Below are 14350 nucleotides of genomic sequence, written 5' to 3'. Positions count from 1 at the left end.
CCGCCGCTATTCGATTTCTTCCACAATGATATTGTGGTTGGTGAAAACACAAATATCCGCCGCCGTTTCCAGGGCAGCCTTGGCAATCTCCTTCGCATCCAGCTGGGGAGCGTGCTTCTTCAAAGCGCGTCCGGCAGCCAGGGCGAAGTTGCCCCCGGAGCCGATCGCCAGGATCCCGTCGTCCGGCTCGATGATCTCGCCGTTGCCGGAGATCAAGAGAAGCCCGCTGCGGTCCATAACGATCATCATAGCCTCCAAACGCCGAAGCACCCGGTCCGAGCGCCAATCCTTCGCCAGCTCCACAGCAGAGCGCTGAAGGTTGCCGTGATGCTCCTCCAGCTTGCCCTCGAACTTCTCGAACAGTGTGATTGCGTCGGCAACGGAGCCTGCGAAGCCCGATACTACCTGTCCGCGGTATAAGCGCCGTACCTTCTTGGCGGTATTCTTCATCACCATGCTGTTGCCGAAGGTGACCTGACCGTCGCCGGCAATGGCGCCCTTGCCGTTATGCCGGACTGCAAAGATCGTTGTGGCGTGAAAATCACCCATATTGCTCCTCCTTATGCCGATGGCCGTATTGGCGGTCTTAAGAGCCATGCGCGGGAAAACCCCGATGGATGGCATCCGAGCCTTCCACGGGGCTTACATACGATTGAAGCGCGCTCACATTCGATTTGGGCATGCGGTCAAAAAACAATTCTAATAGTACCATAGCCCGTGAATCACACACAAGGGAAATCGGTGTCGTTTTGTATAAAATTCTGAATTGTTTGAATGGAGCGGTTAGCCAGCTGCTCGTACTTCAGCTTCTTGTTCTTGATTCGCTCCGGAAGGGCCGGGAGCAGGCCGAAATTGGCATTCATCGGCTGGAAATGTCCCGAATCCGTGGACACGATATAAGCTGCCATGCTGCCGATGGCCGTCTCCTCCGGAAGCGTAACCGGCTCCAAGCCTCGCGCAAGCCGGGAGGCGTTGATGCCGGCGATCATGCCGGAGGCCGCCGATTCCACATAGCCCTCCACTCCGGTCATCTGTCCGGCGAAGAACAGGTTCTCGCGGTTCCGGAATTGATAAGTGGGCCGAAGCAGCTTGGGGGAGTTGATGAAGGTATTGCGGTGCATGACCCCGTAGCGGACGAACTCCGCATTCTCCAGACCGGGAATCATCGAGAACACCCGCTTCTGCTCGCCCCATTTGAGATGGGTCTGGAAGCCCACCAGGTTGAACAGCGTTCCCGCGGCGTTATCCTGGCGCAGCTGCACGACGGCATAGGGCAGCTTGCCGGTATGCGGATTCACTAGTCCGACGGGCTTCATGGGACCGAAGAGAGCCGTTTGTTTGCCGCGCCGGGACATGATCTCGATGGGCATGCAGCCTTCGAAGTAGACTTCCTTCTCGAACTCCTTCACCGGTGCCGTCTCCGCCGAGATCAGCGCTTCGTGGAACCGGTCGAACTCCTCCTCGGTCATGGGGCAGTTCAAGTAAGCCGCCTCTCCCTTGTCGTAACGGGAGGCCAGATACACCTTGCTCATATCGATGGAGTCCTTCTCCACAATCGGGGCAGCCGCATCATAGAAGTAGAGGTACTCCTCTCCCGTCAAGCCCTTAAGCTGAGCAGACAATTCCGGCGAAGTAAGGGGCCCCGAAGCGACGACGACAATCCCGTCAGAGGGCAGCTCCGTAACCTCTTCATGGCGGACCTCCACCAAGGGGTGGGATCGAAGCGCGTCCGTTACCCCTCCGGAGAAACCGTCCCGGTCAACGGCCAAGGCTCCGCCGGCCGGAACCGCATGCTTGTCCGCCTGGCCCATGATGAGAGAGCCCAACATTCTCATCTCTTCCTTTAATAATCCGACGGCATTGGTCAAGCCGTTGGCCCGCAGTGAATTGCTGCATACGAGCTCGGCGAACTTGTCCGTATGATGGGCCGGAGTGCTCCGGACCGGACGCATCTCGTAAAGAATGACCGGTACGCCTCTCTGGGCAATCTGCCAGGCGGCTTCACTGCCGGCCAAGCCCGCTCCGATCACAATGACTGGTTTCACGCTGGACAAAAGGGAACCCTCCCGATTCATATTGTGCCCTGTCAACCACAGGGACTTCTGCCCGTAGGGGCGAAAAAGGAAAACGAAGCGTCTCCCTTCCTGCGGCGCATCTGGCTCTTGCGCCGCCCTGCAGGATCACTTCGTTCCTTCGGTGCTGCAAACGATTGGCTAAGCCTCTATTCCAGATCGTCGCCGTCCGCCGCATCCTCGGCCGGCTCTTCCTTGTAATCGCACTTGGAGCATTGGATCACGGTGCCGCTCCGGTTGGTCTTGGTAATGAGCAGCTCTCCGCAATCCGGGCAATCCCGGCCCACGGGACGATCCCAGGAGACGAAGTCGCAGTCCGGATACTTGTCGCAGCCGAAGAACACACGGCCCTTCTTGCTGCGGCGCTCTACCACATGTCCTACCTTGCAGGTGGGGCAGACGACGCCTGTGCCTTTGACGATGGGCTTCGTATTCCGGCAATCCGGGAAGCCGGAGCAGGCCAGGAACTTGCCGAAGCGGCCCATCTTGTACACCATATGGCGCCCGCACTTCTCGCAGACCTCGTCGGAGACCTCGTCTTGGATCTCGACTTCCTTCATTTCCTCCTCCGCTACTTCCAAGCGCTTCTCGAAGGATTGATAGAAGCCGTTCAATACCTTGACCCAGTCTTCCTTGCCTTCCTCCACATGGTCCAGCTCCTCCTCCATGTGGGCGGTGAAGTCCACATCGAGGATCTCCGGGAAGAACTCCTCCATCAGCTCGATGACCAGCTCACCCAGCTCCGTAGGAATGAACTTCTTCTCCTCGAGAGCCACATAGCCGCGCTTCTGGATGGTTTCCAGAATCGGGGCGTACGTGCTGGGCCGTCCGATGCCCATCTCCTCAAGCGCACGAACCAATCGGGCTTCCGTGTAACGGGGCGGCGGCTGGGTGAAGTGCTGCTTCGGTTCGATGGCGTTCTTCGTCAGAGCGTCTCCCTTGGACAGCGGCGGCAGGAACTTCTCCTCTTCCGTGGTGCCGTCATCGTTGCTCTCCACATATACCTTCATGAAGCCTGGGAACTTGACCTTGGAGCCGTTGGCGCGGAACACCGTATTGGCCGCCTGGATGTCCACTGTCATGGTGTCCATCACCGCGGATGCCATCTGGCTGGCGACGAAGCGCTCCCAAACCAGCTTATACAGCCGAAGCTGGTCGCGGCTCAGATACTCCTTCACATCCTCCGGGGTACGCATGACGGAGCTGGGACGAATGGCTTCGTGGGCGTCCTGGGCGTTGGCGGCCTTCTTAGTATAGACCCGGGGAGTCTCCGGATAGTAGGACTCGCCGAACTTCCCCAGGATAAACTCTTTGGCTTCCTCTTGGGCCACCGGAGAAATCCGGGTGGAGTCGGTACGCATATAGGTGATGAGACCGACGGTACCCTCCTTGCCCAGATCGATGCCCTCGTACAGCTGCTGTGCGACGGACATGGTCTTCGCCGCACGGAAATTCAGCTTCCGGGCCGCCTCCTGCTGCATGGTGCTCGTGATGAAGGGCGCCGAAGGATTGCGCGTGCGTTCCTTCTCCTTCACGTCCAGAACCGTGAAGTCCGCTTTTTGGATGGATGCCAGGATCTCTTGGACCTCGGCCTCGTTGTGGAGCTCCTTCTTCTCGCCGCCGACGCTGTGGAACTTGGCCTCCAACGGGCTCGTTCCCGCCGTCAGCTGAGCGGTGATCGTCCAGTACTCCTCCGGCACGAAGGCCTTGATCTCATTCTCTCTATCATTAATAAGCTTGACCGCTACGGATTGAACCCGGCCCGCAGACAAGCCCTTCTTCACTTTCTTCCACAGAAGCGGACTGATCTTATAACCCACAAGCCGGTCCAGAATTCTCCGGGCCTGCTGTGCATTGACCAGATCCTTATTGATCGGCCGAGGTGTCTTGAACGCGTCCTTCACGGCTTGCTTCGTGATCTCGTTGAACACCACGCGGCACGAATCGGTATCGTCCAGGTCCAGGTAGTGGGCCAAGTGCCAGGCAATCGCTTCCCCTTCGCGGTCAGGGTCAGCCGCCAGATAGACTTTCTTCACCTTCTTGCGGGCGTCCTTCAATTCCTTCAGAACGTCGCCTTTACCGCGGATCGTTATATATTTGGGTTCGAAATTATTCTCGACCTCGACGCCGATTTGGCTCTTCGGAAGGTCACGGATATGGCCCATTGATGCTTTCACAATAAACTTGCTGCCGAGATACTTCCCTATGGTCTTGGCCTTAGCAGGCGATTCCACAATAACCAGCGAGTCTGCCATATTGCCTTCCTCCTCCCTGGACGGATGGTTTGGGGTGTTAGGATGAATCAGATAAGAACATAGACCGAACCCGGGAGCTGCTCGATCCTTTTCTTCATTTGTAAGGATTGAACGTTTCCACTACGTCCATATTGCATTATTTTATTGTCCATTATATCCATCTGATACGGTTATCATCATATTACATTGGTGAGTATGTGGTCAAATTGGTGGTCATTGCCCCGTGGTCTATATAATAGAAGAAACGTTACGCCTTTGTCACGCTTTATTTTGTAAATGCTACCATTGTCTCAATTATGTCATATTTTTAACGATCAATAACTCTCTACCGACCACATCGAAACCGGCTCGAACGGTATCGGGGTTCTGCTTCGTGATGACGATTATATTAGGGGCTACAATCTTACCACCAGCCCATTCCTGATACTTCGCTGTCTTATAATGACCTCCGTTAAAGTACATTCCGTAGATGGCCCACTTCCGCGCCCATGGATTCTTCCCCGGCGGGTAACTCCGCTGCACCTCCACCGCATAGAGCTTCAGTTGGAACACCATCACGCAATCCGGTCTCCACTCCAGCTTGCGGCCTTCATGCTCGAACTTCTCCCGAGGCTCATACATCCAATGGGACGGGCTACACGTGAACCACAGATTCCCCACCGCCAACGCATGGTCGATACTACCCAATCTCGTCGGAGATATCCCGTAGCGTTTCCGCCCCTTCCCCGTTAACCGCCATACCTTTTCTTTTCCATGTTGCAGACTTTCCACTAACCTCTCTTGCTCCAGCTCCCGTAGGACGGCGCTTGCTTTCTTCCTTGGGTTTAGGCTGTCGTTTAGTCTCGCTAACTGTGACGTGCTGGCTATCGGGACTTTGGTTAGCGCCTCTAAGATTCGCTCTTTGTGCCGTGGAGCGTCCACCGTCTATCACCTGCACTTTCAGCGGTTCTAAGGTGCGTTCCCACGCGCGGTCATCACCTACAAAGGGAACTTGCAGCGTATGGTCCCGGTCATAGGCGTAGATGCAGCGTCCCGGCGTATGAGGGCTGATACGTTCGGCTCCTTCGTGGCCTATAATGAGTTCAGAGTTAGAGCGATCCTTCACCCGGAATGCTACGGATGCTTCACAATTGGCCCGGAATTGGAGATTCACCGCGTCATAGCTGGGGCGCTGGGTGGCGAGGATGACGGGCATCTTCGGCTCTCGCGCTTGCTGGCCTAAGATGGCGATACAATCGTCGCAGTCCTGCGCCACTTCTTTCAGCTTCCCGCTGTTCTGCTTCGGACTTAGGGCGGCGGCTTCGTCTATAATCGTGACAATGGTCCGCATGCCTTTCAGCACATCCCGGTTCCGGCTGGTCAATACGAGTTCCTTACGGCGCATCATTTCCGATACCGTAGCGACCAACATATCCCGGGCCTCGAACATGTCCTTGGCAATATAGACGTGGGGCAGGATCTCGAATGGGATGAAGCTGAATCCCTTCAAATCGCATATGCGGATCTCACAGCCATGACGCACTAACTGCCATATCCAGTAGCGGAGGGCCTCTGTTTTTCCCGAACCCGAGCCGCCTCCGGTCAATAAGTGGGCGTTCATTGAGTGGTAGATTGGTTGCTGTAACCTGTTATAGCCGATGATGATTTCACTACGGCGGAAGTGTTCCTCGTTCGGTCGGACCATGCCTAAGTCTTTTTCGACTACCCTTAGCACTACCACACCGCCACGGTCTATGACTTCTACGGGACTTCCTACGCTGGCCTGAACCGCGTCTAGATGCTTATGAATGTCCTGTGCTGACTTGCCTATGGGTAGCCGAAACGCGTGTTCAGAACCGCATAGAACGCGCCTAGAATCGATGTGATGGAAGCCTGTAGTGCGGTGCTGTTTGATGTCGGATTCCACCATGCGGTTGAGGACGGAATGGAGTTGCTTCACCACATTCATAGTGGTACATGCCTCCTATTTATGGTATAATAAAGTCAATAAGACGTTGACCGAGACAGCCGAAAGGTTCAGGACATAAGGTTGATACTGACTAAAGCCCTTAATTGGAGTCAGAGATCCGTTATATTGGGGCACATGGGTTCGAATCCCATACGTCTGGAGAAGGGGACTGCGCACGCGCGGGCCTCTTTTCTTTTGTCCGCGTCCGTGGACTATTTTTTTCTTTTGTCCGCGTCCGTGGACTATTTACAAGTAAGCAACGCGAAGGCGGGAGCCAGCGCGGGGCGGACTATTGTAAATAGGATTCGTGAGAAAAAGTATCCACATATCCCAGAGTTTATGGGGATAACAAGCTGTGATCGTGACATAGCTTGACCGCGGCTCTCTGTCACAGCTCGTCACCATGTGCCAAGGTCAATCATCTGTAGTAACCATCCGGCGTACTCCTCGAACAGTATCCGCATCCATACCCATCCACCGTGATACCACCAATCCATGAGTCTCCACCCGCCAAGCACAACGTTAAGCACGATCCCATTTTCTATAAAAAAGTACCATACGTCCGAAAAGTCCGTTTCCGGCTGCTCTCCTGCGATTAGGTCATCGTCATCCCAGCTAAAGCCCCGTGAACGAATGTTGATCCGTGGTATTGCGTATCCGCTCATTTTACTGCACCTCCGTTAATCCATGGTTTACCCGGGTTCCCTGGTTTCCGTGCGAAGTACAGCCGTAACGCCGCCTTCGCAATCTCGGCCCTCGCTTTGTTGTCCATTCCCTCTAACGCCTCCTTTAGATCCGCATCTTCCTTACCCAAGTACACGGTGACTAAGTTTGGATTGCTCATGCTAAGTGCCTCCTTCGTGGTGTTTGGTATATGTGTATTCGCAACTGTTGGATATATTCTTAAACTGTTGGTTTCATTTATGGGCATGTCTATGTTATAATAGTGGTATGAGAAGGAAATTGAATTGGAGGCGGTGAAACTATGGGGGAACGAATATAACGGAGGATTTACAGATGCTTAAGCCCCGCGTAAAAATAGCCGTTGCGAAGTATGAGACGGAGAGCGATACAAAGTTTAGCCGCATGGAAGCGGCGAAGAAGTTGGGAATAAGCCCGCAGTATTTGAGCGGTATTATCTCCGGGAAGAAAAAGAACGTTGACCCTGAAGTGTTGTTCGGATTGGCTAAGCTGCTTAATTGTAAGGTGGATGATTTGTATGAGTACTGCAAGGAGGAAGATGGATGAAGGTTTTCTTTGACACGGAGTTTACGGGGTTACATCAGAACACAACGTTAATAAGCATAGGATGCGTTGCAGAAGATGGCCGCACGTTCTATGCGGAGCTGACTGACTACGATAAGTGTCAGGTTGACGATTGGATTAAAAAAAATGTGATAAGCAACCTCGTCATACACCATGAACGTGACTACTATTACAAAGTAACGGATATCGAGGAAATTTATAAAAGTAATTCTTATGGCATTGGAAGCAGGTTGTCTGTGTGGTTGCAACAATTCGATAAAGTGGAAATGTGGTCCGATTGCCTGTCTTATGATTGGGTGTTGTTCTGTCAATTGTTTGGGCATGCGTTCAACATCCCAAATAACGTTTACTACATTCCGTTTGATATTTGCACCGTATTCAAACTAAAAGGGATTGATCCGGATGTCAGTCGGGAAGATTTCGCGGGTGCAAAGGACTGGAATGTAGAGCATAAACACAACGCTCTGCACGATGCCAAAGTCATTAAAGCTTGCTACGAGCGCCTAATGAACATGTAAGGCCGAAGGCCATCGTCCGACAGAATAAGCTTAGGCGAAGCCCGGAGGCCGTATAAGGGGATCTTAGAGGATATAAGGAGGAAATAAACCAATATGGATATAGCGGAGATTAAACAGAGGCATGAGAAACGCAAAGAATACGGTACGCTTGTATCAGAAACATATATGCACCAACACATTGATTTCCTCCTCCAAGAACTAGAGAAGCTACAACGCATAATTTCTGACCACGGTCCAGACGGACGTAACTACACCAATTCTCAGTATGTGGAGCTCAGACAGGAGAATGAACGGTTAACCAAGCAACGTGACAATTTCGGATCCACCTTAGCAACGATAGCGGCGTTGATAAAGGTCCGACCGGATTTGAATAGCGTGGAAATGTTGAAGGATGTATCCGAAAGAGCAGAAGCCGCGTTTTTGCGAGATGAAGAAATTAGCGGACATGCAAAATAACCAATTTGAATCCTTCAACGCCGCTATAGACTTCCTATCCGCACGTGGAAAGTTATCCTATCAAGGCAGAGTCGGACATATGGCAGAAGCCTGTCTCTATACGTATGAGAGTAAAGGAACTAAGTATGAAATTTGGGTGTATGTAGATGGGAGAGTAGAAGAAAAATGATGATACGGCCCCCGCTGAAGCTGGGCGGATTCGGTCGGAACGGAGGAAAAGATAATGATTAATGAATTAGGTACAAAGCGCTTCAAAATCGAGGAAGTCGTCGATGGTGTAAGTCCGAATATTACAAAGAAATTAAATCTAACCATTAGCCAGTACGACCCAATTTCTTTTGACCCAAAATATCTAGATGAACTTATTTACTTGCTGACAACGTTTAAAGAGCTTAGAGAGAAAGACGCGCAAAAAGTAGCAGAAGAATGGACCGTATAAGAACAAAAAGAGCCTAACCAGGTGCTTCCCGGTAGGCTCTTTTTCGTCGGTGCTTCCGAACAATTCAAGCATAGCATGGATGAAAGCGGTTGGAAAGTGAACGTTATGAGTCGAAAAACATGCCCATATCCTTCGTGACTTCGTACATCCTTAGGAGGTAGTTTTCCAACCATTTGTTATTAGCAGGATCAGCCGCGTATTGGTTATAAAGGTACTTATGCTGTTCGGTGGCGCGGTACATCTTCTGACGCAGGACGGCGATATCGTCTTTGGCTTTCATCCTCTCTTCAATAGCAGCAATGTCGGAGCGTATTTGGTCCATAGATGTACATGGGCAAGCGGTAGCGTTCAATTCGTTATGCCCGAGTATGCGTGTAATAGGCAATACCGCTTTAACGCTCAGAATGGCAGCGTAGAGAAGTTCACGCTCACGGTCGGTAATTGCCCTTTTAGAAAGGTCCGCGTTGATCTCAATGCCCACGGTGTACGTGTTATTGCCGGATACATGGAAGGTGAAGGACAGTAAGTCATTACATTGTTTGATCAGTCCTTCGTCAATGGAGATATGATAGGAGATTCCGGCTCCCCATTGTTTGGCGTGGTATTCTGCGTGTGACTTTAACGTTCCCTCCGGAGGTCCAGAGTGATGGATCACGATCGTATCCACGTCCTCGGGCCTCCTAAGCCCCGTATGATACGTTCCATCCCATACGCCGCGGACAATGTTCTGCTTGTTCTTCAACGTCTCCCACGGGCCTTTACGGGGCAATTGGTCGGTAATATCTACAATGTCCGGTACGTTAAACGGCAGGCCCGTGACCAACTTCAGATTGCGGATCGACACTTGCCACACCTCCATCAAAAGGATGTTTGCGGGTATCCTGGTACTTCTTCACCATGTCGCGGATAACGGCGAATAAGGCCAGTCCCATAAGTACGAACGTGGCGATTTGATCCGCCATATCGTCCGGCAGCTCCAGTTGCGGAAACGCCATTTTCACGAAGCTGAGAATATATCCGATTAGGCCGACCAGCCACACTTTATCGAGTTTCATTCCCCTTCTCCTCCTTTGCTTTTCCCGGGCGATGCCCTGCCGTGATAAGTTGGACCACTTGCTTAAGCTCGTCCGAACCTTCCCGCATGATGGTGTCATAACTCCATCCCATCGTTTCCCCTCCTCTAACGCTGCCACTCTCGCCTCTAAAATGCGTCCCTGAGCGCGTTCACGTATGCGACCATACAAAAGGACTGCCCCGTAGATGGACAGCCCTAACTTGCCAAAACGAGAGCGAATAATGGGTTCCAGCCAATCAGCCAGCAGCTCCCAAACGATCAGAAGTAGCCCGATCAGTTTCCACATGCGGTGTCACCTCGTCGGGAGGATGCATCAGGATTTCGTCTTCGCTCGTCAAACTCGCCGCTACGCACCCAAGAAGTCCACGAACCATGCGGTGTGCGGGGCTGTATCCGATGGGTTGTCCATCAATGAGAGAGACGGGAACAGATACTGATTCGATCATAGAAACCCTCCTTTGCATAATAAAAGAGCCGCCCGGAGGCGACTCTTAATGTTTTTTCATGCGATCCAGTATCAGCAAAAACGGAAATGCCAGCAGGAGGAATGTCATTCGCAGGATTTTATAGATGCCGCCAAAGAAATCAAGTCCATTCTCCTCTGCGGATTCTGCGAAGTTGTAGAGGATTCCGCCTATGACAAACACCGTTATGACGATACTGAGCCAATTCATTTTGGTACCCCCATCGCATCCAGACGAGACAACACATCCAGATAGAGATTATTGATTTCCGTTTGAACACTCCGCAATTGTTCTGCCTTCTGCTTCGCGTTCAAGGATACATTGCCTTGGATTTCGCGTTTCTTGGCATTCAGATCACGTAATTTACGGGCCGGATCACCTTTGGCAGTCCCGGTTGCCAGTTTCTTCACGTTATCATTATACCACGAAGGCGTAGCGGCTCCATCGCCAACGTCCGCAGAGATGTTCTTTACCTGCTCTACACGATCATAATAATCCCTGGACAAATTGTTCGTAAATGTGGGGTCGACAATAAAGTTTTTCAGCAGCGTATTCTCAACGGTTCCACCTCCAACAGAAGAAGTGAGCGGCAAACCGAGACGCGCCAGATCGCCGCCGTACTGCTTGGCGAGGTAATCGACTTCCATCGGTGACAGTCCTAGTTTTTGCCCGATCTTCGTACCAGCCAACCATTCGGACGGAGCCGAAGTCCGCTCGTCCTTCTGCATGTACGGCGAGTTTGTCGCGTACTCCTGAGATACGATAGGCGCTCCGGTCCAACTTTGGTTAGCCAGCGTACCAATCAGAGGTCCGGCACTTGTCGAGTTAGCGAGTCCCCATCCGCTCTTCTTCACTCCACCGCCTTGCGTAGCACCTTGGAGTGCGCCGGATACGAATGGCGGCGTATAGGTATTCACTAGCGCGTCAGATACGTCTCTCCAGTTCACGTAGTCCCTGCCTTGGAGTTCGGCCATCGCATCCGCTGCAAGAGCGCCAATGGCTTGATATTCCGGCGGCATCGGCACTTGGATGAACGTTCCGTCTTCCCGTTTGCCCACGATGATATTCCGATACCGTGTCCGCGCCGGGATCTTCTGATAATCGGGATCATCTCCGAATCGTGCTTGTTCCCACAATTTCGGAGCGATGACGAATCCGACCACCATAAGTCCCGTCTTCACAGGATTGTCACGGAGTTGAACACCGAACCGTCGCAAACCTTGAATAGCCGCGTTGGAATAGGGAATGAATTTTTCGATGGTGTTTCCCTTCGCACCTTTACGCGAGAAGTTTGTTGTTATCTCCTGACTCTCCCGCATAGCATTCCGAACCGTTTCAGGCGTTCTTTCGCCTCCTACGCGCCGCATAGCACCTTTGTAAGCCGCAATACGGTTCACGTTCTCCGCCACGTCTGATACGCCTTCTAGGACTCGAAACGGTGTGGCTACAGAAGTCTTTACCCCTTTCCATACTCCACGTGGGGACAAGAACGGTTCTTTCCGTAGCGAGTCTACCGCCTTATTCAGCGGCTTATCTCCTCTTAGAGCGGCAGAGTATTCGCCACCTGTGCGTTCAAACTCCTGCGCCAGCGAGCGGAGCTTCTCGAACCCTGGTGTATTCTTTGGCAGCTTGTTGGCGATGGCGCTAACGGTAGCATGCAGCAGGTCGGGCACGTGACGTATCGGGTCTTTCGATTGAATGAGCGCCTGCGCTACGTCTACGGTCAGCGACTTGGCTGCAAATAGTGGTGCCAATGCACCGGTTGCCCCGCGTTTAGTGGCATTGCTCAGGAACCCAAAGAAGTCCATCACGAAGTTGGATTCTTCGGGAGCCAAACCGACTAGTGATTTGAAGATTTCCGGGTTCTGTACCCGCATTTTCACCGGCGATCCGTTTACCATCACGGTAACAATGTTGTCTGTTTTGGCTCCAGCCTGCGACGATTTTCGGAAGAGAACCGAGTATTCCTGGTTCAGGAACTCCGTCAGCCCCTCCATTCCGTCTTTGGCGAGGACTTTGTTGATATCGTCCAGGCTCTTGGCCGTGGCTTGACTGGTTTCCTGCACAATCTCAACAATACCCTTCAACGCTTCCGGTTCCGCTTGGACACGATCCAAGATGGATTTCATGACACGGTTCCGCATCCCGGCGTTCATCCAAGCTCCGGTCTGCTCGATGGCGGTACGCACTGGACTGACTATCTTCCGGGCCGAACCCGTAGGAGATACCGCTTTGATCGGCGCTTTCTGACCGCTAAATGCGTTTTGCTTGATGGCGAACGGTTGGGAGAACTTCTCTGCCGTGGAGAATTGGCGGCGCATGGACGCGTAGTTCGGGTTCTCCTCGCGCATGGCTTTCTTCTGAGCAGAGGAAATGAGACCAAACTCTTCACCGGCATTGAGCAGATTCGTGTTGTACTCGTCCCATTTCTGACCCAGCTCTTTAAACTGCGGGTAACGGGATTCCAATTCCGCTTGGCGGACCTCCAGTTTGGACACATCGTTCATGCCTAACTTTTCCTCGTATACTCGTTCGCCGCGAGCCACACGCGTTTTTGCATGACGAACGATCAGATAGTCCTCGAACGCATCTGCCAAACCACGCGGAACGGAACCAATAACGTCCTTCAACCCGGGACCAACCACTACCCCTTCTGGTGTAACGACCTTGTCATGAATCCATGTATTGGCGATGTTATTGGAACGTCTTGCATCGAGCGCTATGTCCTGTACTTCACCGCCTAAATGTTTCAATGGCGCGGTTTGGTCCACGTAGTCCTGCTTTACTGCGCGCCCAAACTCTTTGAACTCGTCTAGCTTGGATTGCGCGTCCTTCTTCAACGGACTATCCACTAACTGCATCCCGGTGCCGGATCGTCTTGGTGTTTTCCCACCAGCCACCGCACCAACGCCCTGATTTCCGAATAACGCGGTATACATGCTCCCTTTGGATGTTTCTTCACCTTTGACAGCACCGGTTGTGGGAAGTGATTCCGTTGCCGCCTTAACGCCGCTTCCTACTTCCTTCGTGACTTTTCCGAGTTTTGCGACTCCGGCATCTACCGCTCTCAATCCGCCCTTTACCGCTTTCACCAACACAGGACCAGCAATTCCAAGTGCCGCATCACCAGCCGCAAAGGTTAAGGCGTCCTTGCCGATGTTCAAGACGCGGTCACCAATACTCTTTTGATTGCTCTCTTTGCCCAATACAAGATCCGTCAGCGTTAACGGATCTCCATTGGGATTGAGCGCCATATCCGCAGCCTCTTGCGCGGTTCCGTAGAGTGTCCCTGCTGTAGCGCCTCTGACGATGGTCTGAGCCAGCTTAGGCGCGTTCTTCACAAGTCCATTCGTAAGAGAGCCGGCCAGTTTATAGGCACCGCCAATGGGCGCAAACTCGCCGATGAATGCACCTGCTTTGCCGGATAGAGAGTCCTTCTGTTGCTGGACTTCTTCATCCGACTTCAAGAGCTTGTTGGTCAGGCCGAAGGACATGGCATTTTGAGAGGCGTCCTTAAACGTCTTCATACCGTCTAAAGCATCCTTAACGCCATCAACAGCGCTCCCAGCAACTTCTTTCACGATGCCCCCAACGCTTTTGAGCTTACGCTGTTCGCTTGGCGCAACTTTCGGCGCGTTCTGAAACAAAGGTGTATCTTCGATTCGTGGCATCGGGCTTTGCTTGATTGCGTCTTCTGCTGCTCTCGCGGATGCTACTTTGGATGCTTTCGACATTTGCGCTGCTTCCGATTGTTCCGTGTCCATGGATTGGAGTTGCTTTCGGCGCTTTGCAAAAGGGTCACCCGAAGATGACCCCAATAGTTGTTGGCGGCGCTTTTCAAATGCGTCCATTTTCAT

General features: G+C 52.5%; 15 protein-coding genes. 4 read left to right on the top strand and 11 right to left on the bottom strand.

Annotation, left to right across the window (positions count from 1 at the left end; genetic code table 11):
- Positions 1-6: 6 nt before the first annotated feature.
- The 7 genes from hslV to ACSEXW_RS14515 form a co-directional block, all read right to left on the bottom strand.
- Entirely contained in the window at positions 7-549 is a 543-nt protein-coding gene (gene hslV / locus ACSEXW_RS14545) for an ATP-dependent protease subunit HslV (RefSeq protein WP_438446887.1), read from the bottom strand.
- Positions 550-722: 173 nt separating this feature from the next.
- On the bottom strand, positions 723-2054 hold the full coding sequence (gene trmFO, locus ACSEXW_RS14540) for an FADH(2)-oxidizing methylenetetrahydrofolate--tRNA-(uracil(54)-C(5))-methyltransferase TrmFO (protein ID WP_438446886.1): 1332 nt from the start codon (positions 2052-2054) through the stop codon (positions 723-725).
- Between the two features lie 167 nt (positions 2055-2221).
- Positions 2222-4327 carry a type I DNA topoisomerase gene (topA, locus tag ACSEXW_RS14535; RefSeq protein ID WP_438446885.1) on the bottom strand — a complete coding sequence of 702 codons (2106 nt, stop codon included), beginning with the start codon at positions 4325-4327 and terminating at the stop codon, positions 2222-2224.
- Between the two features lie 294 nt (positions 4328-4621).
- On the bottom strand, positions 4622-5014 hold the full coding sequence (locus ACSEXW_RS14530; RefSeq protein ID WP_438446884.1) for a competence protein CoiA family protein: 393 nt from the start codon (positions 5012-5014) through the stop codon (positions 4622-4624).
- Positions 5007-6275, bottom strand: a complete 1269-nt coding sequence (locus ACSEXW_RS14525) for an FtsK/SpoIIIE domain-containing protein (RefSeq protein ID WP_438446883.1) — start codon at positions 6273-6275, stop codon at positions 5007-5009. Before ACSEXW_RS14525 ends, ACSEXW_RS14530 begins: the two co-directional genes overlap by 8 nt.
- A gap of 398 nt (positions 6276-6673) precedes the next feature.
- The gene (locus ACSEXW_RS14520) at positions 6674-6940 is read right to left on the bottom strand and encodes a hypothetical protein (protein WP_438446882.1); all 267 of its coding nucleotides are present in this window, start codon (positions 6938-6940) and stop codon (positions 6674-6676) included.
- Positions 6937-7119, bottom strand: a complete 183-nt coding sequence (locus tag ACSEXW_RS14515; RefSeq protein ID WP_438446881.1) for a hypothetical protein — start codon at positions 7117-7119, stop codon at positions 6937-6939. Before ACSEXW_RS14515 ends, ACSEXW_RS14520 begins: the two co-directional genes overlap by 4 nt.
- 173 nt (positions 7120-7292) lie before the next feature.
- Here ACSEXW_RS14515 and ACSEXW_RS14510 point away from each other — a divergent pair, with 173 nt between their 5' ends.
- From ACSEXW_RS14510 to ACSEXW_RS14495, 4 genes are all read left to right on the top strand, one after another.
- Positions 7293-7523, top strand: a complete 231-nt coding sequence (locus ACSEXW_RS14510) for a helix-turn-helix domain-containing protein (protein ID WP_438446880.1) — start codon at positions 7293-7295, stop codon at positions 7521-7523.
- Complete coding sequence (locus tag ACSEXW_RS14505) at positions 7520-8059, top strand: 3'-5' exoribonuclease domain-containing protein (RefSeq protein WP_438446879.1); 540 nt, start codon at positions 7520-7522, stop codon at positions 8057-8059. The genes ACSEXW_RS14510 and ACSEXW_RS14505 overlap by 4 nt, the downstream gene beginning before the upstream one ends.
- A 93-nt stretch (positions 8060-8152) precedes the next feature.
- Positions 8153-8515, top strand: a complete 363-nt coding sequence (locus tag ACSEXW_RS14500) for a hypothetical protein (RefSeq protein WP_438446878.1) — start codon at positions 8153-8155, stop codon at positions 8513-8515.
- Between the two features lie 223 nt (positions 8516-8738).
- On the top strand, positions 8739-8954 hold the full coding sequence (locus ACSEXW_RS14495; protein ID WP_438446877.1) for a hypothetical protein: 216 nt from the start codon (positions 8739-8741) through the stop codon (positions 8952-8954).
- 103 nt (positions 8955-9057) lie between these two features.
- On the opposite strand, the gene ACSEXW_RS14490 is transcribed toward ACSEXW_RS14495, so the two are convergent.
- From ACSEXW_RS14490 to ACSEXW_RS14475, 4 genes are all read right to left on the bottom strand, one after another.
- On the bottom strand, positions 9058-9798 hold the full coding sequence (locus tag ACSEXW_RS14490; protein ID WP_438446876.1) for a peptidoglycan recognition protein family protein: 741 nt from the start codon (positions 9796-9798) through the stop codon (positions 9058-9060).
- A complete protein-coding gene (locus ACSEXW_RS14485) occupies positions 9755-10315 on the bottom strand; it encodes a hypothetical protein (protein ID WP_438446875.1) in 561 nt (186 codons plus the stop codon). The genes ACSEXW_RS14490 and ACSEXW_RS14485 overlap by 44 nt, the downstream gene beginning before the upstream one ends.
- Positions 10316-10520: 205 nt before the next feature.
- Positions 10521-10703 (bottom strand): hypothetical protein, encoded by a 183-nt coding sequence (locus tag ACSEXW_RS14480; protein WP_438446874.1) that lies wholly within the window; start codon positions 10701-10703, stop codon positions 10521-10523.
- Positions 10700-14344, bottom strand: coding sequence for an LPD38 domain-containing protein (locus tag ACSEXW_RS14475; RefSeq protein WP_438446873.1), 3645 nt, complete (start codon positions 14342-14344; stop codon positions 10700-10702). Before ACSEXW_RS14475 ends, ACSEXW_RS14480 begins: the two co-directional genes overlap by 4 nt.
- Between the last annotated feature and the right edge of the window lie 6 nt (positions 14345-14350).

The organism is Oryzibacillus soli (assembly GCF_051594765.1).
Lineage (GTDB): Bacteria > Bacillota > Bacilli > Paenibacillales > NBRC-103111 > Paenibacillus_AR.
The sequence above is the reverse complement of the archived record's forward strand: the minus strand, read 5'-3'. Positions and strand labels throughout refer to the sequence as shown.